Below are 21,132 nucleotides of genomic sequence, written 5' to 3'. Positions count from 1 at the left end.
GGGCCGGCCCTTTCGTGTGTCGCTTGTTGGATCAGGCGGAGTAGCCGCGGGTGGCGATCCAGTTGGCGAGGTTGTCGACGCTGATCTGGTAGGAGGCGGTGTTGGGGTTGGCGGAGTCGGCGATGGTGACGGTCTTGCCGTCGTTGTGGTAGCCGACGACGCTGATGTAGTGGCCGCCTTCGAAGGAGTGGGTGTTGCCGTCGGTGTCGGTGGCGGTGCCGGCGATGTTGGCGACTACGGCGCGGCCGTCGTTCACGGCGTGGACGATGTCGGTGCGCAGGGTGTCGGTCTGCTTGGTGTCGGCCTTGTTGTTCTTGATTTCGACCGAGTGGTAGGCGTCCTTGCCGGTTTCCTTGTTCAGGACGGGGGTGATGTCGTTGATGCTGTTGGTGCCGTTCTCGGTGGTGCCCATCTCCTTGGCCATGGCGTCGACGTTGATGTCCTTGCCCTGGACGGAGAGGGCGTTGCGGGTGGCGGCGGGGCCGCAGTAGTAGAAGTTGGGCTGGGCCTCGTAGCGGACGTTGAGCTCACGCTGGGCGGGCTTGTTGTCGGCGGCGTGGGCGGCGATGGCGGGACCGGCGATGCCACCGGCGGTGGCGGCGACGCCAGCAGCGGTCAGGACGGTCTTGCGCAGGATGTCGGTACGCATGATGAAGCCTTCCTGTTCGGGGGATACGCGGCAGCCCGCAATGGGGGGTGCGGTGGATGCCGCGAGGGGGGAAGTCTTGGCGGGGACCGGGCGGCGAGTGGGCCTGCTCGGCGGTCCCGGGTATGTAACGACCGGGGGTGGTCGGTCATTCCGACCGGGCTCGGCCGGGCGGGCGGGCTGGCTCTGCCACGCGGTCTGCCATGTTCAACGACCCGGGTCCGGGCATGATTCCGCCCCGGGGGTGGCCCCGGTCACGCGACAGCGGGGCGCAAACCGCCCACCGCCGGAGTCCGGCCACGCCGTCGAAACCGCGGGACCGGACATTCCGCCCAGTCGGCGCATGTGACGCCCCGGGAGCGGTTGGCCGCCACGGTCGCCTGCCAAGGTCCGCACACGTTCGGGGAGGTTGCTGCCTCCAGGCGCGCGGAGGCAGCAACCTCCCCGATGTCGCGTGGATCAGCACACCCCGCGTACCACACCCAGCGCCGGCAGCAGCCGGCGTGGGCGGTGGGCGCCCGGAAGCAGGTCGTCCTGATCGCTCCTTTCGAGCCGATGTCGTAGGCGATTCGGTGTGCGGCCCGACGTCAGTGGGCGGGGGTGTCCGCGGCGTCCGGATCGGGCCGTTGCGCCGGGATGCGCGTCGCGGCGTGCGTACCGTCCCCCGTCGGCCAGGGGACCTCGGGCGACGGATGGAAGGTGATCCCGGCGGTGGCCCAGCGTGGGCCGTGCCCGGCCAGTCGCTTGCGGAAGGCGGCCCAGTCGTGCGTCGACCGGGGCGACCAGCCCAGCTCGGCGACGGCGGGCAGGCGCGGGAAGAGCATGAACTCCACCTCGGCCAGCGTGGTGACGGTCTCGGTCCAGAGCGGTGCCTCCACCCCGAGCACGGCCTCGGCCGGTACGCCGGTCAGGTGCGTCCCCGGATCCCAGTCGTACGCCCGCCGCACGTCGATCAGTCCGGCCCAGTCATGCCCGATCGGGCTCTCCGGGGCGTACTTCATGTCCAGGTAGACGCGGTTGCCGGGGGAGAGGATCAGGCGGGCGCCCCGGCGTACCGCGTCGGCGGTCTCCGGGTCCTCGCCGTTGGTGCCCCACCATTGCAGCACCCGCCCGTCGGCGTGCCCGGCCGGGGCGAGCTGGTGCCAGCCGACCACGGTCTTCCCGGTCGCCGCCACCAGCGCCTGGGCCCGTTCGACGAAGCCGCGGTAGGTGTCGGCCGGCACCTTGAACGCCTCGTCGCCGCCGAGGTGCAGCCACGGGCCGGGGGTGAGCGCGGCCACCTCGCCGAGCACGTCGGCGACGAACTCGTACGTCCGCTCGTCGGCGGGGTCGACGTAGCTGAACCCGACCTCGGTGCCGGTGTACGGCGGCGGCGCGATCTTGCCCGGCGCCAGCTCGGGGTACGCGACCAGCGCCGCGTTGGTGTGGCCCGGCAGGTCGATCTCGGGTACGACGGTGACGTGTCGACGGGCGGCGTGTCGGACGATCCGCCGGTAGTCGGCGGCGGTGTAGTGGCCGCCGGGTCCGCCGCCGACCTCGGTTGCCCCGCCGACGGTGGCCAGCCGGGGCCACGACTCGACGGCGATCCGCCAGCCCTGGTCGTCGGTGAGGTGCAGGTGCAGGTGGTTGAGCTTGTAGCGGGCCAGGTGGTCGATCACCCGCAGCACGTCCTCGACCGGGAAGAAGTGCCGCGCCACGTCGAGCATCGCCCCCCGGTACGCGTACCGCGGGCGGTCGACGATGGTGCCGCCCGGCACCACCCAGCGTTCGGTGACCGCCGTGGCGCTCTCCACCGCCGCCGGCAGGAGCTGCCGTAGCGTCTGCACCCCGTGGAACAGCCCGGCAGCGGTGTCCGCGGTGATCCGGACCTCGGCCCGGGTGACGTCGAGGCGGTAGCCCTCGTCGCCCGGCGCGTCGTCGCCGGGGAGGCCCCGGGCCGGGTCGGTGCGCGTTTCCGTGCCGGAGAGGGTGAGCGCCAGCGGCCCGCCCGACTCGGCGTCGGCGGCGTCGGTGACCGGGACCGGGTAGCCGGTCGCCGGGCGGAGCAGCTCGGCGAGGTGCTCGGCGACGGCCCGGGCGTCCGGGTCGGCGTCGACCCGGATCACCGCGTCCTCGGGCAGCGTGAAGTCGGCCGCCGGGTCGGGCGTGGCCCGCTCGGGGGCGGGCACCACGTCGGCCAGCCGCACCGGCGCGGGCGGGGCGAGCAGGTCGCCGGCCGCCTGGGTGGCGGCCCGGGCCAGCTCGGCGGCGGTCGGCTGCCGGGGGGCGACGTCGACCCGGTCCCGCGGTTCGGGACCGGTCTCGGGCGAAGCGGCGGGGGTGGTCGGCACGACGACGGCTCCGGGGTGTATTTGCGTCGGATATGGCAAAAGTCAAGTTCAGCAGAACCAGTGCCGTCAAGAGTACGAGGGGAATCGGAATTGCGTGTTAGTGCGCGTGGAAACGTTCCCAAAAACTGGTACGGACGCGGACGGTGGTGACGGCTGTGCCGATTGTCACCGAACGGTCCCAGGCCACTCGATGTTCGCTTAGCCTTCGCCCACCGAATGCAGACAGCACCGGATTGCCGGTGGTCGGCCCCGGGGTATGTCCGAACTGAACCTTCGTTAAGTGTCACTTCCGGCGCGCGTGGGAGGCTCTGGTGGCAGCGCAACAGACGGTGGACAACAAGTACGTCTACGACTTCGCCGAGGGCAACAAGGACCTCAAGGACCTGCTCGGCGGCAAGGGAGCCAACCTCGCCGAGATGACGAACCTCGGCCTGCCGGTCCCGCCCGGCTTCACCATCACCACCGAGGCGTGCAAGGCGTACCTGGCGACCGGCCGGGAGCCGGACGGGCTCGCCGAGCAGATCGAGGCGCACCTGGAGTCCCTGGAGCGCGGCATGGGCCGCAAGCTGGGTGACCCGGACGACCCGCTGCTGGTGTCGGTCCGCTCGGGCGCCAAGTTCTCCATGCCCGGCATGATGGAGACCGTTCTCAACGTCGGCCTCAACGACCGGAGTGTGGTCGGGCTGAGCAGGCAGGCCGGCGGCGGAACCGACTCGGCCGCCTCCGGCGGCGCAGACCGGTTCGCCTGGGACTCGTACCGGCGGCTGATCCAGATGTTCGGCAAGACCGTCTGCGAGGTGCCGGGCGAGGAGTTCGAGCACGCCATCGACGAGGCCAAGCGGGCCAAGGGTACGCACAACGACCTCGACCTGGACGCGGACGACCTGCGTGGGCTGGTCGACGCGTACAAGAAGATCTTCGCCAAGCACACCGGGCGGGAGTTCCCGCAGGAGCCGCGCGAGCAGCTCGACCTGGCCATCCGCGCGGTCTTCGAGTCGTGGAACGCCGAGCGCGCGGTGGTCTACCGCCGGCAGGAACGTATCCCGGCCGACCTGGGCACCGCGGTCAACGTGGTGGCCATGGTCTTCGGCAACCTCGGCCCGGACTCCGGCACCGGCGTGGCCTTCACCCGCGACCCGGCCAGCGGCGCGCAGGGCATCTACGGCGACTACCTGGCCAACGCCCAGGGCGAGGACGTGGTCGCCGGCATCCGCAACACCGTGCCGTTGCAGGAGCTGGAGCGGATCGACAAGACCTCCTACGACGAGCTGCTCGGCTACATGGCCCGGCTGGAGGAGCACTACAAGGACCTCTGCGACATCGAGTTCACCATCGAGCGCGGCAAGCTATGGATGCTCCAGACCCGGGTGGGCAAGCGGACCGCCGCCGCCGCGTTCGTCATCGCCGGACAGCTCGTCGACGAGGGGCTGATCGATCTGGACGAGGCGCTGCACCGGGTCAACGGCGCGCAGCTCGCCCAGCTGATGTTCCCCCGGTTCCAGCTGGACCACGACTTCGAGCCGGTGGCCAGGGGCATCGGCGCCTCGCCGGGCGCGGCCGTCGGCAAGGTGGTCTTCAGCTCGGGCCGGGCGGTCGAGCTGGCCGCCGAGGGGGAGCCGGTGATCCTGGTCCGCCGGGAGACCAACCCGGACGACCTGAACGGCATGATCGCGGCGAAGGGCATCCTCACCTCGCGCGGCGGCAAGACCAGCCACGCCGCCGTGGTGGCCCGGGGCATGGGCAAGACCTGTGTCTCCGGCGCCGACGAGCTGGACGTGAACGTGCCGGCGAAGAAGTTCACCGTCGGCGGGCACACCGTCGGAGAGGGCGACATCGTCTCCATCGACGGCACCACCGGCAAGGTCTACCTCGGTGAGGTGCCGGTCATGCCGTCCGAGGTGGTGCAGTACTTCGAGGGCACCCTCGACCCGGAGCAGACCGACCACCCGCTGGTACGGGCCGTACACCGGATCATGAGCCACGCCGACGCCATGCGGCGGCTGCGGGTCCGGACGAACGCCGACACCGGCGCGGACGCGGCGCGGGCGCGGCGCTTCGGCGCCGAGGGCATCGGCCTGTGCCGCACCGAGCACATGTTCCTCGGCGACCGGCGGGAGCTGGTCGAGCGGCTCATCCTCGCCGCCACCGACGCCGAGCGGGAGGACTCGCTCGCCGCGCTGCTGCCGCTCCAGCGGGCCGACTTCATCGAGATCTTCCGCGCGATGGACGGCCTGCCGGTCACCGTACGGCTGATCGACCCGCCGCTGCACGAGTTCCTGCCCCCGCTGGAGCAGCTCGCGGTCGACGTGGCCGTCGCGCAGGAGCGCGGCGAGGACGTGGCCAAGGAGGAGGCGCTGCTCGCCGCCGTCCGGCGGATGCACGAGGAGAACCCCATGCTCGGCCTGCGCGGCGTCCGGCTCGGCCTGGTCATCCCCGGCCTGTTCGCGATGCAGGTCCGGGCGATCGCGGAGGCCGCCGTCGAGGTCGTCCGGACCGGCGGGTCGGCCTGCCCGGAGATCATGGTCCCGCTGGTCGGCGCGGTGCAGGAGCTGGAGACGGTACGCGCCGAGGCCGAGAAGATCATCGCCGAGGTGGTCGGGGACAGCGGCGTCGAGGTGCTGATCGGCACGATGATCGAGGTGCCCCGGGCGGCGCTGACCGCCGGGCAGATCGCCGAGGCGGCCCAGTTCTTCTCCTTCGGCACCAACGACCTGACCCAGATGGCCTGGGGTTTCTCCCGTGACGACGTCGAGGGCGCGTTCTTCTGGCGCTACCTGGAGCTGGGCATCTTCGGCATCTCGCCGTTCGAGTCGATCGACCGGGAGGGCGTCGGCCGGCTGGTCCGGATCGCCGCCGAGGAGGGCCGGGCCGCCCGGCCGGGGCTGAAGCTCGGCGTCTGCGGCGAGCACGGCGGGGACCCCGACTCGGTGCACTTCTTCCACGAGGTCGGGCTCGACTACGTGTCCTGCTCGCCGTTCCGGGTGCCGGTGGCCCGGCTGGAGGCCGGGCGGGCGACGGTGGTGACCACCGGCTCCGACTCCCGCTGACGGGGGTACGCCTCGCGGGGCCGCCGGCCGTCGCGCCGGTGGCCCCGCACCGCCCCCGCGCTCGCCCGGCGCGCCGTCCGGGGCCGCCCGGCGTAACCTGGGCTCGCCCGCGTACGTGTCGACAGGAAGGGTGGCCGCATGACCAGCGTCTGGGAGAACCTGACCATCGACGCCCATGACCCGTCCCGGCTCGCCGACTGGTGGGCCGAGGCGCTCGGGTACCAGGTGATCAGCGACAAGCCGGACGAGGTGGAGATCCGCCGCTCGCCCGGCGAACTGCCCGGCATCGTCTTCGTCCCGGCCACCACGCCCAAGGAGGGCAAGAACCGGCTGCACCTCGACCTGCGCCCGGCCGACCGGGAGGCCGAGGTGGAGCGCCTGGTCGACATGGGCGCGCGGCACGTCGACGTCGGCCAGGGCGAGGTCGGGTGGACGGTGCTGGCCGACCCGGAGGGCAACGAGTTCTGCGTGCTCCGTGAGCGCGAGGAGTGATTGATCACGCGCCGCCGGACGTCGTTGACGACGCGGCGCGGCTGGTCGTCGAGGCGCCCAAGGACACCGGGTACGGGCGGTCGCCGTACGAGCGGGACCGGGCGCGGGTGCTGCACTCGGCGGCGTTCCGCCGGCTCGCCGCCAAGACCCAGGTGCACACCGCCGGCACCGACGACTTCCTGCGTACCCGGCTGACCCACTCGCTGGAGGTGGCGCAGGTCGCCCGGGAGATGGGGGCCCGGCTGGGCTGCGACCCGGACGTGGTGGACACCGCCGGGCTGGCGCACGACCTCGGGCACCCGCCGTTCGGGCACAACGGCGAGGACGCCCTGGACGCCCTCGCCGCCGACTGCGGCGGCTTCGAGGGCAACGCCCAGACGCTGCGGGTGCTGACCCGGCTGGAGGCCAAGGTGCTCGCCCCGGACGGCCGCTCGGTCGGGCTCAACCTGACCCGGGCCTCGCTCGACGCGGTCAGCAAGTACCCCTGGGAGCGCCGCCCCGGCCGGCGCAAGTTCGGCGTGTACGCCGACGACCGCCCGGTCTTCGACTGGTTGCGCGCCGGCTCACCGCCCGGCGGCCGGCGCTGCCTGGAGGCGCAGGTGATGGACTGGGCCGACGACGTGGCGTACTCGGTGCACGACGTGGAGGACGGCATCCACGGCGGGTACGTCAGCCTGCGCCCGCTGCTGGCCGACGCCGCGGAACGGCGGGCGCTCTGCGCGGACGTGGCGGCGGCGTACTCCGGGGAGGCTCCGGAGGACCTGCACGAGGTGCTGGTCGAACTGCTCGCCGAGCCGGTGCTCGCCCCGCTCGCCGCGTACGACGGCAGCCACCGGGCCCTCGCCGCGTTGAAGGCGACCACCAGCGTGCTCACCGGCCGCTTCGTCGCCACCGTGGTGGCCGCCACCCAGGAGCGGCACGGCCCCGGGCCGCACCGCCGCTACGCCGCCGATCTGGTGGTGCCCCGCCGGATCCGGGCGCAGTGCGCGCTGCTCAAGGGCATCGCGCTGCGCTACGTCATGCGCCGCCCCGGCGCCGGCACCCGGTACGCGCAGCAGCGGCAGATCCTCGCCGAGCTGGTCGCCGTGCTGGTCGACCGGGCGCCGGACGTACTCGACCCGGTCTTCGCGCCGCTGTGGCGGGACGCGTCGGACGACGCCGCGCGACGGCGGGTGGTGATCGACCAGGTGGCCTCGCTCACCGACCCCGCCGCCCTGGCCTGGCACGTCCGCCTGGTCCGCACCCCCTGACCTGGCTGGGGACGCGGGGCGACTTAGGTTAGCCTAAGCGGCATGACGGAGCGCCCGAAGAAGGTCACCGCCGCCACGGTCGTGCGGACCGAGCGGCCCACCCCGCATCTGATCCGGCTGGTGCTCGGCGGCGAGGAGCTGGCCGGCCTGCCGGTGGGCGCGTACACCGACCACTACGTGAAGCTCCTCTTCCCGCCGGCCGGAGTGGTCTACCCGTACCCCACCGACCTGGCCACCATCAAGCGCGAGTTCCCGGCCGAGCAGTGGCCGCGGCTGCGGGCGTACACGGTGCGGGCCTGGGACGCGACGGCGGGTGAGCTGACCATCGACGTGGTGCACCACGGCGACGAGGGGCTGGCCGGGCCCTGGGCGGCCAGGCTGAGCCCCGGCGACCGGGTGTTCTTCACCGGCCCCGGCGGGGCGTACGCGCCCGACCCGGCGGCCGACTGGCACCTGCTGGCCGGTGACGAGAGCGCCCTGCCGGCGATCTCCGCCGCCCTGGAGCGGTTGCCGGCCGGCGCGCGGGCGCTGGTCTTCGTGGAGATCGACGACCCGGCCGACGAGCTGCCGCTGGCCAGCCCGGGCGAGGTCGAGCTGCGCTGGCTGCACCGGGCCGGCCGCCCGGTGGGCGACGCGCTGGTCGAGGCGGTCCGGGCGCTGGACTTCCCGTCCGGGCGGGTGCACGCCTTCGTCCACGGCGAGGCCGGCTTCGTCAAGGAGCTGCGCCGGCTGCTGCGGGTCGAGCGCGGGGTGCCGCGGGAGGCGCTGTCCATCTCCGGCTACTGGCGGCGCGGGCTGGACGACGAGGGCTGGCGCTCGACCAAGCCCGCCTGGAACGCCCAGGTCGAGGCCGACGAATCCACCGCCCTCCCCGCCTGACCCCGCCCCGGCCCGGTGCCCCCGACCCCGGCGCTGCTCATGAGGTTGTCGCCTCCTGTGCGGGCACGGGTGCGGAAGGAGGTGGGGTGAGGGGGCGGGTGGTGAGGACGGTGCCGACCTGGGCGGCGGAGCGGGCCACCCGGCGGCGGATCGCCCCTAGGTGCACGGCGACCGAGGCGGGGGCGACCACCGCCGCGACCAGCGCCGCCAGCCAGGCCGGGCCGGCGAGCAGCACGGCCAGCGTGCCGGCCAGGCCGACCAGCGCGCTGTTCACCAGCGCGATCATGCCGGCCTGGCTGACCAGGTCGCGGAACCAGTGCCGGTGGAACGGCTCGGGCGCGAACGGCCCCGGGTCGTCCAGCGTCGGCATGATGATGAACGGGCTCAGGGCGGGCGCGCGGCGGGCCAGGTAGGTGCGGAGCACGGTGGCGGCGACGGCGTACCGGCGGCCCCGGTCGTTCAGCTCGACCTGACGGGCGAACACGAAGACCCCGAGCAGCAGGACCAGCAACCCGAGCCCGCCCAGTACGGCCGGGACGAACCGTCCGTCGGGTCTGCCGGTGGTGATCAACCCGGCCGACACCGCGGTCGCGCCGGACGCCACCGCCAGGAAGAAGGTGAACCGGGCGGTGGACTGGTCGTGCACCGTACGGCTCAGCTCGCGCAGGTGCTCGTACTCGGCGAGCGCGATGGTCAGCTCAGTGTCGTCGGCCATCCGGCGTCCCCTCCCAGTTCGCGGGTCTCACCGTAGCCAAGATCGGCAAGAGCGGGTGACCTGTCGTGCTCCCGACCGAGAGCGGGTGTACCTCGGCATGTAGTAGAGGTGCTACATTTCGCGGTATGACTGCGGTCGAACTACCGGGAGTCGCCCCGACTCCCCACCCGCCCGACGAGGATCTGGTCCTCGACGTCCGCGACCTCCGCATGCGATACGGCACCGTCGATGTGCTGCACGGGGTCGACTTCACCGCCCGGCGCGGCGAGGTGCTCGCCCTGCTCGGACCCAACGGCGCCGGCAAGACCACCACGATCGAGGTCCTGGAGGGCTTCCGGATGCGCTCGGCGGGGGAGGTCCGCGTCCTGGGCGTAGACCCCGGTCGGGGCGACGAGCGCTGGCGTGCCCGGATGGGCGTGGTGCTCCAGTCCTGGCGGGATCACGGCAAGTGGCGGGTCCGGGACGTGCTGGCCAACCTCAGCGACTTCTACGCCCCGTATTCCACCGACCGGATCCGCCGGCCCTGGCCGGTCGAGGAGCTGCTGGACACCGTGGGCCTCACCGCGCACGCGGGCAAGCGGGTGCAGCGGCTCTCCGGCGGCCAGCGCCGCCGGCTCGACGTGGCGGTCGGCATCGTGGGTCGTCCGGAGTTGCTCTTCCTGGACGAGCCGACGGTCGGGTTCGACCCGGCCGCCCGGCGCGAGTTCCACGAGCTGGTGCACCGCCTCGCCGACCTGGACGAGACCACCATCCTGCTCACCACGCACGACCTGGACGAGGCGGAGAAGCTGGCCGACCGGATCCTCATCCTGGCCGGTGGCCGGATCATCGCCGACGGTTCGCCCGACGAACTGGCCCGGCGGGTCGGCACGGACGCGGAGATCCGGTGGACCCGGGACGGCGAGCGCTTCGTGCACGTCGCGGCCGACGTCACCGGCTTCGTCCGCGACCTGCTGCGCGAGCACGGCGACGACGTTCAGGAGCTGGAGATCCGCCGGGCCAGCCTGGAGGACGCGTACATGGCACTGGTCTACGAAGAGGAATCCGGGGTCCGGGCCGGCACGGCGGCGGCCTCGGTGTGGCGGCAGGGGAGCCAGCCATGAGCGCGCGTCAGCGAGCGAATCATCAGGACAGCGAGGTGGCGGCATGAGCCCGACAATGGCGGCCGTCCGGGCCGGTGTCCGGCGCGGCGGGATCGAACTGCGTAACACCTTCAGCAACGTGCAGGACCTGTGGAACTACTTCTTCCCGACCGTGGCCCTGCTGGTCACCATGTTCTTCATGCGCGGGGCCACCGTGCCCGGCACCTCCTTCTCCCTCGGCGCGCGTACGCTGCCCAGCGCGCTCGGCATGGGGCTCGCGTTCGGCGGGCTGCTCGGCCTGTCCCAGCAGCTCATCGTCGACCGGGAGGACGGCACCCTGCTGCGGGCGAAGGCGACGCCGAACGGGATGCTCGGCTACCTGGTCGGCAAGATCGTCCTGCTCTCCACGGTGTCGCTGATCGGGCTGGTCCTCCAGCTCACCCCCGCGCTGTTCTTCCTGGACGGGATCCGGCTCACCGACGGCGGCACCTGGTTCACGATGGCCTGGGTGGTGCCGCTCGGGCTGGTGGCGACGCTGCCGCTGGGCGCGGTGATCGGCTCGCTGATCGAGAACCCGCGCAACATGGGCCTGGTGGTGCTGCCGATCTTCGGCCTCATCGCGCTCTCCGGCATCTTCTATCCGATCAACGGCTACCCGGGCTGGCTCCAGGCCGTCGCGCAGGCGTTCCCGATCTACTGGCTAGGGTTGGGGATGCGCTCCGCGCTGCTGCCCGACGGCATGGCCGCCGTCGAGCTGGGCGGGTCCTGGCGGCACCTGGAAACGTTCGGCGTGCTGGGCCTCTGGGCCGTGCTCGGGCTGACCCTGGCCCCGGTCGTGCTGCGCCGGATGGCCCGCCGCGAGTCCGGTTCCCGGGTCGCGGCCCGCCGCGAGAAGGCCATGCAGCGGGTGGTGTGAGAGGGCGTCGATGAGTGAGACCGTGCACAATCGGATCGCCGTGCTGCGCACCGAGCGGGGCGTCTCGCGGCGGCAGCTCGCCGACGCGCTGGGCGTGCACTACCAGACGGTCGGCTACCTGGAACGGGGCGAGTTCCGGCCCAGCCTGCACCTCGCGCTGCGGATCGCCGCGTACTTCGAGGTGCCGGTCGAGGTGGTCTTCTCCATCGAGCCGTTCCCGCGGATCGGGGACGGCGCGGGGGTGGGCCGGTCGACCTGACCCCGCCGGCGGGCGGGACGGGCCGCCCGCTCACGACGCCTTCGCCATGCCGACGAGGTGCCGGGAGAGCAGCACCGCGTACCCGCCGAGCGTCGCGGCGACCAGCAGCAGCATGGGGAACGGGTGGGGCACCGCGACGGCGATCGCGGTGACCGCCCCGATCCCGCCGCCGGTCAGGGCGATCCGACGGGTGCCCGGAGACCGCGCCGACAGCCAGTTCAGGCCGAGGCCGCAGAGCATCCACGCCACCAGCGAGGCGGCCAGAATCAGCCGCAGCGCCAGCGGGATCGTCCGGGCGTTCGCGTCGATCTGCCGGAGCACCTCCCCGAGCGACCAGCCGAGCAGCAGCAGCCCGGTGCTCATCGGGAGGTGCAGGTAGGCGTACCGCTGCCCGCCGCGCAGCCGGGTCAGCGCCAGCCCGGTGTTGATGAAGGTGGTGTAGACCCACCAGACGGACGCGGGTATGGCGAACGCGGCCGCCGCCGCGGCGGCCATCCGCGGCCCGGGGTGGATCGGTACCGCGGCGAGCACGTTCGCCAGCGCGCTGCCGAGCACGATGATGGCGAACTGGCCCATCCGCTCGGGGAGGTGCACCACGTCGACCGGAGACCGGCTGAGCCGGCGCAGCCCCAGCCAGGGCGTGGCCAGTTCGACGGTCATCGCCACCGCCCAGACCGCCGGCCGGACGGAGGCCGGTACGGCCAGCGAGGCGAGCCAGATCAGCCAGCCCACGCCGAAACCGGTGAGGTAGACGGTGGCCACCTCGCGGGCCGCCGCACTGCTCGGCCGGGCCCGGAGGTAGAGCAGGAGCAGGACGCCACGGACCACGAGGTAGCCGACCGGCAGCAGGACGGAGTGCGGCGCCCCGGACACGCCCAGGGTGAGCGCCCCGGCGCCGGCCACCGCCACCAGCACCAGCAGCCGGTGCTGGGTGTCGTCCGGGTCGTACCGGGTGTCGTAGAAGACCTGGCCCGCCCAGGCGAACTGCACCACCACGAAGAGCCCTCCGGCGGCCAGCAGCGTCGGAAGACTGGGCACGAGGACATGATCGAGCCGGCCGACCACGGCGCCCATCGCCAGGACGAAGACCAGGTCGAAGAAGAGCTCGAGCCAGGTCGCGTGCCGCTGCCCGGTTTCGTCCGCCGACCGGCGCGGGGGCCGCAGGGCGAACCGGGCGGCCAGTCGCCCCGGCCGGAGCGCGCCGTCGGCGCGTACCCGTCGCACGTCCTCGATGATCGCGGACGCCGGGCGGCCCACGGGGCGCAACGGCCGAGCCTGCGCGGGATTCGCCACACCGGCCGTCCCCCGACCGCCGGATCGTCGGACCGGCAGGGCAGGATGTACGCCGAGGAGGTGGCGGAGATGGCGGGGCGGATCCGGGACGAGGACATCGCGCTGGTCCGCGAGCGCACCTCGATCGCCGAGGTCATCTCCGACACGGTCACGCTGAAGTCGGCCGGTGGCGGCAACCTCAAGGGCCTGTGCCCGTTCCACGACGAGAAGAGCCCGTCGTTCAACGTCTCGCCCGCCCGTAACGTCTGGTACTGCTTCGGCTGCGGGGCCGGCGGCGACGCGATCAAGTTCCTGATGGACGCCGAGCACCTGAGCTTCGTCGAGTCCGTCGAGCGGCTGGCCGCCCGCGCCGGCCTCCAGCTCCGTTACGTCGAGGACGACCGGTCGGCCCCGCGTACCCGGCCGCAGCAGGGGCAGCGGCAGCGGCTGGTCGCCGCGCACGCCACCGCCGTGGAGTTCTACCGCGCCCAGCTCGGCACGGCCGGCGCCCGTCCGGCCCGGGAGTTCCTGGCCCAGCGCGGCTTCGACCGGGCCGCCGCCGAGCGGTACGGTTGCGGCTTCGCCCCGGACGCCTGGGACCTGCTCACCAAGCACCTGCGTCAGCAGGGCTTCACCCACGACGAGCTGGTCACCGCCGGGCTGTCCCGGCCGTCCCGCTCGGGCACCCTGATCGACCGGTTCCGCCGGCGGCTGCTCTGGCCGATCCGCGATCTCACCGGCGACGTCATCGGCTTCGGCGCGCGCAAGCTGTTCGACGACGACGACGGCCCGAAATATCTGAACACCCCCGAGACGCCGATCTACAAGAAGTCCCACGTCCTCTACGGCATCGACCAGGCCAAGCGGGAGATCGCCAAGCAGGGCAAGGTGGTCGTGGTCGAGGGCTACACCGACGTGATGGCCTGCCACCTGGCCGGCGTACCGACCGCCGTGGCCACCTGCGGCACGTCGTTCGGCGCCGACCACATCTCGGTCCTGCGTCGGGTGCTCCTCGACAGCGACGAACGAGCCGGCGAGATCATCTTCACCTTCGACGGGGACGCCGCCGGGCAGAAGGCCGCGCTGCGTGCCTTCGAGGACGACCAGCGCTTCGTCGGGCGTACCTTCATCGCGGTCAGTCCGGACAACATGGACCCGTGCGAGCTGCGCCTGGCCAAGGGCGACCTCGCGGTCCGCGACCTGGTCGCCCGCCGCGAACCGCTGGTCGACTTCGCGCTCCGCCACGCGATCAACCGGTACGACCTGGACACCGTCGACGGCCGGGTGGAGGCGATGCGCCGGGCCGCGCCGCTCGTTGCCAAGATCAAAGACCGGGAGAAGCGCCCCGAGTACGTCCGCAAGCTGGCCGGCGACCTCGGCATGGAGATCGAGCCGGTGCAGCGTGCCGTGCTGGCCGCCGCGTCCGGGCCGCCGGTCGGCGGTGCGCCCGCCCCGGCGCGTGGCGGGTCGGCCGTGCCGACCGTGGACAGCCCGCAGTCGCTGGTCGAACGGGAGGCGCTCAAGCTCGCCGTCCAGGAGCCGGTGCTGGCCGGCCCGATGTTCGACGCAGTCGAGGCCGGCGCTTACCGACACCCCGTGCACGCGGCGGTCCGGGCGGCGATCGAGGCGGCCGGTGGGGTGGCGACGGCCGCCGGCGGCGCGGTCTGGATCGAGCAGGTCCGGGACGCCTGCGACGACCTGGCCGGCCAGGCGCTCGTCGGGGAGTTGGCCGTCGAGCCGCTGCGCATCGACGGCGAGCCCGACCCCCGCTACGTCTCGGTCACCCTGGCCCAGCTCCAGTGGGGCTCGGTGACCGGCCGGATCAGGGACCTCAAGTCGAAGATCCAGCGGATCAACCCGGTGAGCAACAAGGACGAGTACTTCGCCCTCTTCGGGGAACTGCTCTCGCTGGAGCAGCACGCGCGGGCGCTGCGCGAGCAGGCCGCCGGAGGGTTGTGATGGGACTCTTCAACCGCAGGCCGAAGCTGCCGCCCGCCGCCCGCCCGCCCTTGGCGGCCGAGGAACGGGTGCTCGCCTGGGCCGCCGCCGGCAACGGCGAGGGTGACGGCGTGCTGGTCGCCAGCAACCTCGGGCTCTGGCTGCCCGGCCGGGGGCACCGGATCGGCTGGCACGACATCCTCAAGGCGGTCTGGTCCGGCCGGGAACTCACCGTCACCCCGGCCGAGCGGGTCGCCGAGCGGGACGGCTACCTGGTCGTGGCCGACTGCCCGGCCGAGACGTACCTGGTGCTCGACCCGGGTGACCTGCCGCACCAGGTGCGGACCCGGGTCACCCGCTCGGTCGCGCACACCGCGCACCACCCGCTGCCCGGCGGGGCCGGCCGGATCGCCGCCCGCCGGGTGGCCGGGGCGGACGGTCTGACCTGGACGGTCCGCTACGACCCGGGCACACCCGTCGACGACGAGGCGGTGGCCGCCGAGACCGGACGGCTGGTCGCCGCGGCCCGGGCCGCCACCGCCCCGGCGGACCTCTGACCGTCAGCCGTTCCGGTAATACCGCGCCGCGCCCGGGTGCAGCGGGATCGGGTCCGTGCCCGACGCGCTCTCCCGGGTGAAGTTGGCCGCCTCGGGGTGCACCGGGATCAGCTCGCCCTGGTAGGTGAACAGCACCCGGGTCAGGTCGTACGCGAGTTGGTCGGGCATGTCCTCCCGGACCAGGATCACGTTCGACACCGTGATGGTCGGGGTGGCCGTCGGGGTGCCGTAGACCTCCTTCGGCAGGTTGGCGGTGGTGTAGACCGAGCCGTACCGGGCGGTGAGCGGCTCGATCAGGTCGGCGAGGGGAAGCAGCCGGAACGCCCCCGGCGCGCTGGCGAGCAGGTCCTTGACGCCCGGGGTCGGCAGGCCGCCGGAGAAGAACATCGCGTCCAGGCTGCCCGCCCGCATCTGCTGCACCGTCTCCGGCAACGACAGGTTGACCCGCTGGATGTCCCGGTCCGGGTCGATCCCGGCGGCGGTGAGCAGCCGCCCGGCGATGATGTCCGTGCCGGACTTCGGCGACCCGGTGGAGATCCGCTTGCCGCGCAGGTCGGCGAAGGTGTCGATCCGCGCGTCGGCCCGGACGATCAGGTGCGTGTAGTTGCGGTAGACCCGGGCCAGCGCGCGGACCGGCTGCGGCTGCCCGTCGAACGCGCCGCGCCCGGTGACCGCGTCCGCCGCGGTGTCGGCCAGGCTGAAGGCGATCTCCATGTCGCCGCTGCCCAGCCGGTTGACGTTCTCCACCGAGGCGCCCGTCGGTTCGGCCCGCGCCTCGTAGCCGGGCAGGTGCCGGCTGATCACGTCGGCGTAACCGCCGCCGAGCTGGTAGTAGACGCCGGTGGTGTTGCCGGTGGCCAGGAAGATGCGCCCGCCGTGCCACGGCTGCGGCCCGGTGTCCGCCTTGCCGCAGCCCGCCACCAGGACGGCCAGCAGCAGCGTGGCCACCAGCCGCAGCGGGCGACCGGTCACGCCCGGACCGCCGGTTCCAGGGCCTCGGCCACCCGCTGGACCAGCGTCGCCGTCTCGAAGCCGATCTGGCCCAGGTCACAGCCGGGCGCGGCGAGCACCCCGAGCAGGGCACGCTCGCCGACGGCCATCACCAGCATCACCCCGCCGTCCATGTCGACGATCTGCTGGCGTACCCGGCCGGCGGACATCAGCCGGGCGGCGCCCACGGTCAGGCTCGCCAGCCCGCTGATCACGGCGGAGAGCTGGTCCACCTGGTCCGGCGCGAGGTCGGGGGAGGCGGCCAGCCGCAGCCCGTCCTCGGACACCGCGAGGGCGTGCGACACGTCCGGCACCCGCTCGGCGAAGTTCGCCAGCAGCCAGTCGAGTCCGGCGGTCACGGATGGGGTCATTGGGTTCTCCCGGTGGGTGTGGGGTGCGGGTTGCGGCGCATCGCGGTGGCCACGCCCTCGGCGAGCGCGGACAGGCGGGCCCGGACCACCTCGGGGTCGAGCAGGTCCTCTGTGGGGCGGGGCGGCGGGGCGGTGGTGGGTGGGGTGAAGGGGAGGTGGCCGCCCCGGGTTCGGCGGGGCAGCCCGGTGCCGGTGGTCGGCAGGGCGGCGGACGGTCGGAGCCGGGTGGCGTCGGGCGCCAGCAGGGCGATCCCGGGCGGCGGTACGGCGGCGACGCCCCGGTAGACCCCCGCCGGGGGCATCCCGGCCGGAGCGTGGAGCAGGGCGGCCGGGACGGGCGACCCGGCGACCGCGCCCCCGGCTGCCGCATCGGCGATCGCCCGGTCCGGCGAGGCGCCGGCGACCGCCTGGTCCGGCGACGCGGCTCGCGACCGGAACCAGGGCGTGCCACGGCTGGTCAGGGCGCGACGCTCGGCGGCGGGGTGTCGGGTGACGGCCTCGACCCGGGTCAGCGCCGTCTCGGGCACCTCCACCTGGGCGACCGTTCCGGTGGGGGTACGGTGCAGCCGCACCCGGATCCCGTGCCGGGCGGCCAGGTGGGCCACCACGTGCAGGCCCATGCTGCCGGACGCGGCGCTGAAGAGCGTGGCCGGCGCGGCGAGCCGCTCGTTGATGGTGGCGAGTCGGCTCTCGCTGATCCCGATGCCCTGGTCGTGCACCCGCAGCGTGACCCCGTCGACCGTACGGCGTCCGTCCACCAGCACCGACGTGTGCGGTGGCGAGTTCACGGCGGCGTTTTCCAGCAGCTCGGCCAGGAGGTGCACCAGGTTGCCGGTCGCCGCGCCGTGCATCGCCGCGGTCGGCACGTCGACCTCCACCCGGGGATAGTCCTCGATCTCGGCGGCCGCCGCCCGGACCACGTCGTCGAGGAGCAGAACGCCCTCGTGCCCCCGGCCCGGCTCGCCGCCGGCGAGGACCAGCAGGTTCTCCCCGTTGCGGCGCAGGCGGGCGGCGAGATGGTCCAGCGCGAAGAACCGGGCCAGCGCCCGCGGGTCGGTCTCCTCGTGTTCGAACTCGTCGAGCAGGCGTAGCTGGCGGGTGATCAGCGTACGGATCCGCCGGGCCAGGGCCTCGGCCATCCGGGTCACGTCCAGCCGTAGCTCGGCCTGCTCACCGGCGAGGCGCAGCGCGGCCCGGTTCACCGTGTCGAACGCCTCGGCCACCTGGGCCACCTCGTCGCGGCCACGCCGGACGCCCTCGGTCAGCCGGGTCGACGCGCCGTCGCCCGGGCAGGGCTGACCTTTGGCGATCGCGGTGATCCGTTCCGGCAGCTCCCGGTTCGCCATGGTGAGCGCGGCGACCCGCAACCGGCGTAGCCGCCGGCTGGTCCGCACCGCCAGCAGCACGGCGGTGACCAGCGAGGCGAGCGCGACGGTGCTGGTCGCCCCGCCGGTCAGCAGGGCCCGCTGCCGGGCGGTGCGGGCCAGCGCGGCGGCGTCCCGGTCGAGGTCCTCGGAGAGTTCCCGGCCGAGCAGGTTGTACCGGCGGATGGTGCCGCTCTGCGCCACGTACCAGGCGTCGCCGTCGGTCTTCAGTGCCTCCGGCCCGCCGTCGGTCTCCAGCACGTCGTTCCGCATCCGGCGGGCCGTCGCGACGTCGGAACCGTCGATCAGGCGGTACCAGGCGGTGTTCGCCGGGCCGGTGGCGATCCGGAGGAACTCGGCCTGACGCTGTTCCCCCGCGCCGCGTAGCTGGCCGAGCCGGGCCAGCTCACCGGGGGCCAGGGCACCCCGGACGAAGACCTCGCGCAGCAGGCCGCGTTCCACGGACGCCAGGTGTTCCTGGGCCGCCACGGCGGCCACCTCCCGTGCCCCGTTGGCCAGGTCGGTGTCGTGGAGCTGGGCCGGCAGCGCGTCGGCGACCGCGAGCAGCGACTCGACCAGGTGCCCGTACGCCGGGTCGCCGCTGTCGCCGTTCAGGGCCAGCTGGCGGGTCGGGTCGAGCTGGCCGAGGTAGCCGTCCGCGTCGTCGAGCACGGGGGCCAGGTTCGGTGCGGCCCGGCGGGCCTCGTCGCTGGCCGAGCGGTAGCGCTCGACGGCGGCGTCCACCCGCCGCCGCTGGGCGTCGACCAGCGGCCGGCCGGCCGCCCCGCCCCGCTGCCGCAGGGCCGAGGTCTCGCCCAGCTCGCGTTCCAGCTCGTGCACCAGCCGTACGGTCGCGGTGGCGGTGCCGGCGAGCACGCGGGCCCGGTCGGCGTCGGCCGAGGCGGCGAGCGCGGCGTTGGTCTGGGTGGCGCCGAGCACCACCAGACCGATCGTCGCCACCAGGATCGGCGCCAGCAACTGGGTGCGGACCGACCAGAGCTGGCCGGTGCGGTCCGCGGACCGGCTGTGCCTGCGTACGCGGGCGGGTTCGGGGAGCGGCACGGGGTCTCCCGGTCGGGTCGGGTGCCGGGCTCGGACGGTTGGTCCGGCTCCGGCCTTGTCGGATCAGCTCGCGCCGAGTTCCTTGCGCGCCTCGTGCGCTTTCCGATGTTGCGGCACCGGGTCGGTGCGGCTCGGGGGAGAGCCGACGAAGGGGCGAACGGGCGACACGAGCAGGCACGATACGCGAATCGCGTATCCGGGGGAACATTGCCGACCGTGATTGCATTGAGTGACGGAGCTGAAGTGGCAGTCATTCATGTCCGGTTCTTATTAGGACCCTCATTCGGAAATGTCGGATCCGGGGCTGAGCTGCGGTTCCGGCAGTCGGGGGCCGGCCGAGGATGATCTGTCCAGGATGGTGGGCAAAAGTCATGGCGGCGTTCGTCGTCGTCGCTCCTTTGGCCGTGACTCGGCGTAGTCGACGCCCCCATCGGCTGTCCGGGCGGGTACGGGCGTTAACCGGTCGAGGTTGTCGGACCGGGCGGCTAGGGTCGACCGGTGACCACAGCTCGACCACTCATCCAGGCGCGGGGGCTGGTGAAGCGGTTCGGCGACTTCACCGCCGTCGACGGCATCGACGTCGAGGTGCGCCCCGGCGAGGCGTTCGGCTTCCTCGGGCCGAACGGCGCCGGCAAGTCCTCCACCATGCGGATGATCGGCTGCGTTTCCCCGCCCTCCGGCGGTGAGCTGCGCATCCTCGACATGGACCCGGTCCGCGACGGGCCGGCGATCCGGGCCCGGCTGGGCGTCTGTCCGCAGCTCGACAGCCTCGACCCGGAGCTCACCGTCCGGGAGAACCTCACCAGCTACGCCCGCTACTTCGGCATCCCACGCCGGGTGGCCCGCGAACGGGCCGCCGAGCTGCTCCACTTCGTCCAGCTCGCCGAGCGGGCCGAGAGCAAGGTGGACCCCCTCTCCGGCGGCATGAAGCGCCGGCTGACCATCGCCCGCGCGCTGGTCAACAACCCGGCGATCGTCCTGCTCGACGAGCCCACCACCGGGCTCGACCCGCAGGCTCGCCACCTGGTGTGGGAGCGGCTGTTCCGGCTCAAGCAGCAGGGCGTCACCCTGGTCCTCACCACGCACTACATGGACGAGGCCGAGCAGCTCTGCGACCGGCTGGTGGTGATGGACGGCGGCCGGATCGTGGCCGAGGGCTCGCCGCGTGCCCTGATCGAGCAGCACTCCACCCGCGAGGTGGTGGAGCTGCGCTTCGCCGCCGAGTCGCAGGAGGCGTTCGCCGGCAAGCTGAGCGGGCTGGGGGAGCGGGTGGAGGTGCTCCCCGACCGGATCCTGCTCTACGTGGCCGACGGTGACGCGGCGGTGGCCGAGGTGACCGAGCGTGGCCTCGTCCCGGCCAGTGTCCTGGTCCGGCGCAGCAGCCTGGAGGACGTCTTCCTCCACCTCACCGGCCGGACCCTGGTGGACTGATCAGCGGGCTCTCGCCCAGGTCAGAAAGCGGGTGGCCAGGTCCTTCGGGGCCGACCGGCCGTTGTGGTCGGCCAGGTCGCTCATGGCCTCCTCCATGAGCGTGCCGAGATAGACCAGCAGGCCGGTCCGGTTGTCGCGATACTCGCCGAGCAGCGCCAGCCGGGCCGGGGAGCACGGCCACGCGGCGCCACACACCCGGCAGCGCCAGGCCGGGCGTGCCGCTACGTGTGCGCGGTAGCGGGGCATCAGCCCCGGCCCTCCTCGCCCGCACGCGGTGCGGGCAACCGCCGTCCGCCGTCCGCCCGCCATTCCTGCGCGCGGGTCAACCGCCCCGGGCGTCCCGGGCCGTCGACGTGGAAGACCTCCGTCGGGGCGGTCGCCCACGCCGGGCGTTCGTCGGGGGTACGCCGGGGGAGCGTGGTGGGCGGTGCCGGGCGCCGGCAGCGCCAGAACCTGAGTCGCATGGTCGAGCCTCCGTCGATGCTGGAGGGAAGCGTCAGCGGACGCCGTTGTCCGCAGACGCCTCCGGCC

General features: G+C 73.3%; 19 protein-coding genes. 10 read left to right on the top strand and 9 right to left on the bottom strand.

Going from position 1 to position 21,132, the window contains the following annotated elements; genetic code table 11:
• Positions 1 to 31 precede the first annotated feature (31 nt).
• Both GA0070621_RS17100 and GA0070621_RS17095 read right to left on the bottom strand, forming a co-directional pair.
• Positions 32 to 649 (bottom strand): C39 family peptidase, encoded by a 618-nt coding sequence (locus tag GA0070621_RS17100; RefSeq protein WP_091196896.1) that lies wholly within the window; start codon positions 647 to 649, stop codon positions 32 to 34.
• Between the two features lie 584 nt (positions 650 to 1,233).
• A complete protein-coding gene (locus tag GA0070621_RS17095) occupies positions 1,234 to 2,997 on the bottom strand; it encodes a beta-N-acetylhexosaminidase (protein WP_407940349.1) in 1,764 nt (587 codons plus the stop codon).
• A 290-nt stretch (positions 2,998 to 3,287) separates the two neighbouring features.
• Between GA0070621_RS17095 and ppdK the strand changes: the two genes are divergently transcribed.
• From ppdK to GA0070621_RS17075, 4 genes are all read left to right on the top strand, one after another.
• Positions 3,288 to 6,023 carry a pyruvate, phosphate dikinase gene (ppdK, locus tag GA0070621_RS17090; protein WP_091196890.1) on the top strand — a complete coding sequence of 912 codons (2,736 nt, stop codon included), beginning with the start codon at positions 3,288 to 3,290 and terminating at the stop codon, positions 6,021 to 6,023.
• A 138-nt stretch (positions 6,024 to 6,161) separates the two neighbouring features.
• Positions 6,162 to 6,515: a VOC family protein gene (locus GA0070621_RS17085; RefSeq protein WP_091196887.1), complete on the top strand. Its 354-nt coding sequence runs from the start codon at positions 6,162 to 6,164 to the stop codon at positions 6,513 to 6,515.
• The gene (locus tag GA0070621_RS17080) at positions 6,515 to 7,765 is read left to right on the top strand and encodes a deoxyguanosinetriphosphate triphosphohydrolase (RefSeq protein ID WP_091202538.1); all 1,251 of its coding nucleotides are present in this window, start codon (positions 6,515 to 6,517) and stop codon (positions 7,763 to 7,765) included. The genes GA0070621_RS17085 and GA0070621_RS17080 overlap by 1 nt, the downstream gene beginning before the upstream one ends.
• A 42-nt stretch (positions 7,766 to 7,807) precedes the next feature.
• Positions 7,808 to 8,644 carry a siderophore-interacting protein gene (locus tag GA0070621_RS17075; RefSeq protein ID WP_091196884.1) on the top strand — a complete coding sequence of 279 codons (837 nt, stop codon included), beginning with the start codon at positions 7,808 to 7,810 and terminating at the stop codon, positions 8,642 to 8,644.
• Between the two features lie 37 nt (positions 8,645 to 8,681).
• On the opposite strand, the gene GA0070621_RS17070 is transcribed toward GA0070621_RS17075, so the two are convergent.
• Positions 8,682 to 9,359: a hypothetical protein gene (locus GA0070621_RS17070; RefSeq protein WP_091196880.1), complete on the bottom strand. Its 678-nt coding sequence runs from the start codon at positions 9,357 to 9,359 to the stop codon at positions 8,682 to 8,684.
• Between the two features lie 125 nt (positions 9,360 to 9,484).
• Here GA0070621_RS17070 and GA0070621_RS17065 point away from each other — a divergent pair, with 125 nt between their 5' ends.
• Genes GA0070621_RS17065 through GA0070621_RS17055 form a run of 3 tightly spaced genes read left to right on the top strand, consistent with a single transcriptional unit; the run spans position 9,485 to position 11,616 of the window.
• Positions 9,485 to 10,462: an ABC transporter ATP-binding protein gene (locus GA0070621_RS17065; RefSeq protein WP_091196876.1), complete on the top strand. Its 978-nt coding sequence runs from the start codon at positions 9,485 to 9,487 to the stop codon at positions 10,460 to 10,462.
• Between the two features lie 43 nt (positions 10,463 to 10,505).
• Positions 10,506 to 11,357, top strand: coding sequence for an ABC transporter permease (locus GA0070621_RS17060; RefSeq protein WP_091196873.1), 852 nt, complete (start codon positions 10,506 to 10,508; stop codon positions 11,355 to 11,357).
• 10 nt (positions 11,358 to 11,367) lie between these two features.
• Positions 11,368 to 11,616 (top strand): helix-turn-helix transcriptional regulator, encoded by a 249-nt coding sequence (locus GA0070621_RS17055; protein WP_091196871.1) that lies wholly within the window; start codon positions 11,368 to 11,370, stop codon positions 11,614 to 11,616.
• A gap of 30 nt (positions 11,617 to 11,646) precedes the next feature.
• Here GA0070621_RS17055 and GA0070621_RS17050 read toward each other — a convergent pair whose 3' ends face one another.
• Positions 11,647 to 12,873, bottom strand: coding sequence for a low temperature requirement protein A (locus tag GA0070621_RS17050; RefSeq protein WP_231921069.1), 1,227 nt, complete (start codon positions 12,871 to 12,873; stop codon positions 11,647 to 11,649).
• A gap of 81 nt (positions 12,874 to 12,954) precedes the next feature.
• Between GA0070621_RS17050 and dnaG the strand changes: the two genes are divergently transcribed.
• Together dnaG and GA0070621_RS17040 are read left to right on the top strand one after the other, a co-directional pair.
• Positions 12,955 to 14,847 carry a DNA primase gene (dnaG, locus tag GA0070621_RS17045; RefSeq protein WP_091196864.1) on the top strand — a complete coding sequence of 631 codons (1,893 nt, stop codon included), beginning with the start codon at positions 12,955 to 12,957 and terminating at the stop codon, positions 14,845 to 14,847.
• The gene (locus GA0070621_RS17040) at positions 14,847 to 15,383 is read left to right on the top strand and encodes a hypothetical protein (protein WP_091196862.1); all 537 of its coding nucleotides are present in this window, start codon (positions 14,847 to 14,849) and stop codon (positions 15,381 to 15,383) included. The genes dnaG and GA0070621_RS17040 overlap by 1 nt, the downstream gene beginning before the upstream one ends.
• A 3-nt stretch (positions 15,384 to 15,386) precedes the next feature.
• Here GA0070621_RS17040 and GA0070621_RS17035 read toward each other — a convergent pair whose 3' ends face one another.
• The 3 genes from GA0070621_RS17035 to GA0070621_RS17025 are packed head-to-tail and all read right to left on the bottom strand — an operon-like array spanning position 15,387 to position 19,170.
• On the bottom strand, positions 15,387 to 16,355 hold the full coding sequence (locus GA0070621_RS17035; protein ID WP_091196859.1) for a TAXI family TRAP transporter solute-binding subunit: 969 nt from the start codon (positions 16,353 to 16,355) through the stop codon (positions 15,387 to 15,389).
• Entirely contained in the window at positions 16,352 to 16,744 is a 393-nt protein-coding gene (locus tag GA0070621_RS17030; protein ID WP_091196856.1) for a roadblock/LC7 domain-containing protein, read from the bottom strand. Before GA0070621_RS17030 ends, GA0070621_RS17035 begins: the two co-directional genes overlap by 4 nt.
• Positions 16,741 to 19,170, bottom strand: coding sequence for a sensor histidine kinase (locus GA0070621_RS17025; RefSeq protein ID WP_091196854.1), 2,430 nt, complete (start codon positions 19,168 to 19,170; stop codon positions 16,741 to 16,743). The genes GA0070621_RS17030 and GA0070621_RS17025 overlap by 4 nt, the downstream gene beginning before the upstream one ends.
• A 498-nt stretch (positions 19,171 to 19,668) precedes the next feature.
• Between GA0070621_RS17025 and GA0070621_RS17020 the strand changes: the two genes are divergently transcribed.
• Positions 19,669 to 20,601 carry an ABC transporter ATP-binding protein gene (locus GA0070621_RS17020; protein ID WP_091196851.1) on the top strand — a complete coding sequence of 311 codons (933 nt, stop codon included), beginning with the start codon at positions 19,669 to 19,671 and terminating at the stop codon, positions 20,599 to 20,601.
• Here GA0070621_RS17020 and GA0070621_RS17015 read toward each other — a convergent pair whose 3' ends face one another.
• On the bottom strand, positions 20,602 to 20,847 hold the full coding sequence (locus GA0070621_RS17015; protein WP_091196849.1) for a flavin reductase: 246 nt from the start codon (positions 20,845 to 20,847) through the stop codon (positions 20,602 to 20,604).
• Positions 20,847 to 21,065 (bottom strand): hypothetical protein, encoded by a 219-nt coding sequence (locus GA0070621_RS29595; RefSeq protein ID WP_157740010.1) that lies wholly within the window; start codon positions 21,063 to 21,065, stop codon positions 20,847 to 20,849. Before GA0070621_RS29595 ends, GA0070621_RS17015 begins: the two co-directional genes overlap by 1 nt.
• Between the last annotated feature and the right edge of the window lie 67 nt (positions 21,066 to 21,132).

Origin of the sequence: Micromonospora narathiwatensis (genome assembly GCF_900089605.1) — a bacterium.
Taxonomy (GTDB): domain Bacteria; phylum Actinomycetota; class Actinomycetes; order Mycobacteriales; family Micromonosporaceae; genus Micromonospora; species Micromonospora narathiwatensis.
The sequence above is the reverse complement of the archived record's forward strand: the minus strand, read 5'-3'. Positions and strand labels throughout refer to the sequence as shown.

Excerpts from the sequence above, each read along its gene's own strand:
- GA0070621_RS17030 (WP_091196856.1), bottom strand. The coding sequence starts at position 16,744 with ATGACCCCATCCGTGACCGCCGGACTCGACTGGCTGCTGGCGAACTTC.
- GA0070621_RS17085 (WP_091196887.1), top strand. The coding sequence starts at position 6,162 with ATGACCAGCGTCTGGGAGAACCTGACCATCGACGCCCATGACCCGTCC.
- GA0070621_RS17015 (WP_091196849.1), bottom strand. The coding sequence starts at position 20,847 with ATGCCCCGCTACCGCGCACACGTAGCGGCACGCCCGGCCTGGCGCTGC.
- GA0070621_RS17100 (WP_091196896.1), bottom strand. The coding sequence starts at position 649 with ATGCGTACCGACATCCTGCGCAAGACCGTCCTGACCGCTGCTGGCGTC.
- GA0070621_RS17060 (WP_091196873.1), top strand. The coding sequence starts at position 10,506 with ATGAGCCCGACAATGGCGGCCGTCCGGGCCGGTGTCCGGCGCGGCGGG.
- GA0070621_RS17055 (WP_091196871.1), top strand. The coding sequence starts at position 11,368 with ATGAGTGAGACCGTGCACAATCGGATCGCCGTGCTGCGCACCGAGCGG.
- dnaG (WP_091196864.1), top strand. The coding sequence starts at position 12,955 with ATGTACGCCGAGGAGGTGGCGGAGATGGCGGGGCGGATCCGGGACGAG.
- GA0070621_RS17040 (WP_091196862.1), top strand. The coding sequence starts at position 14,847 with ATGGGACTCTTCAACCGCAGGCCGAAGCTGCCGCCCGCCGCCCGCCCG.
- GA0070621_RS17065 (WP_091196876.1), top strand. The coding sequence starts at position 9,485 with ATGACTGCGGTCGAACTACCGGGAGTCGCCCCGACTCCCCACCCGCCC.
- GA0070621_RS17070 (WP_091196880.1), bottom strand. The coding sequence starts at position 9,359 with ATGGCCGACGACACTGAGCTGACCATCGCGCTCGCCGAGTACGAGCAC.
- GA0070621_RS17075 (WP_091196884.1), top strand. The coding sequence starts at position 7,808 with ATGACGGAGCGCCCGAAGAAGGTCACCGCCGCCACGGTCGTGCGGACC.
- GA0070621_RS29595 (WP_157740010.1), bottom strand. The coding sequence starts at position 21,065 with ATGCGACTCAGGTTCTGGCGCTGCCGGCGCCCGGCACCGCCCACCACG.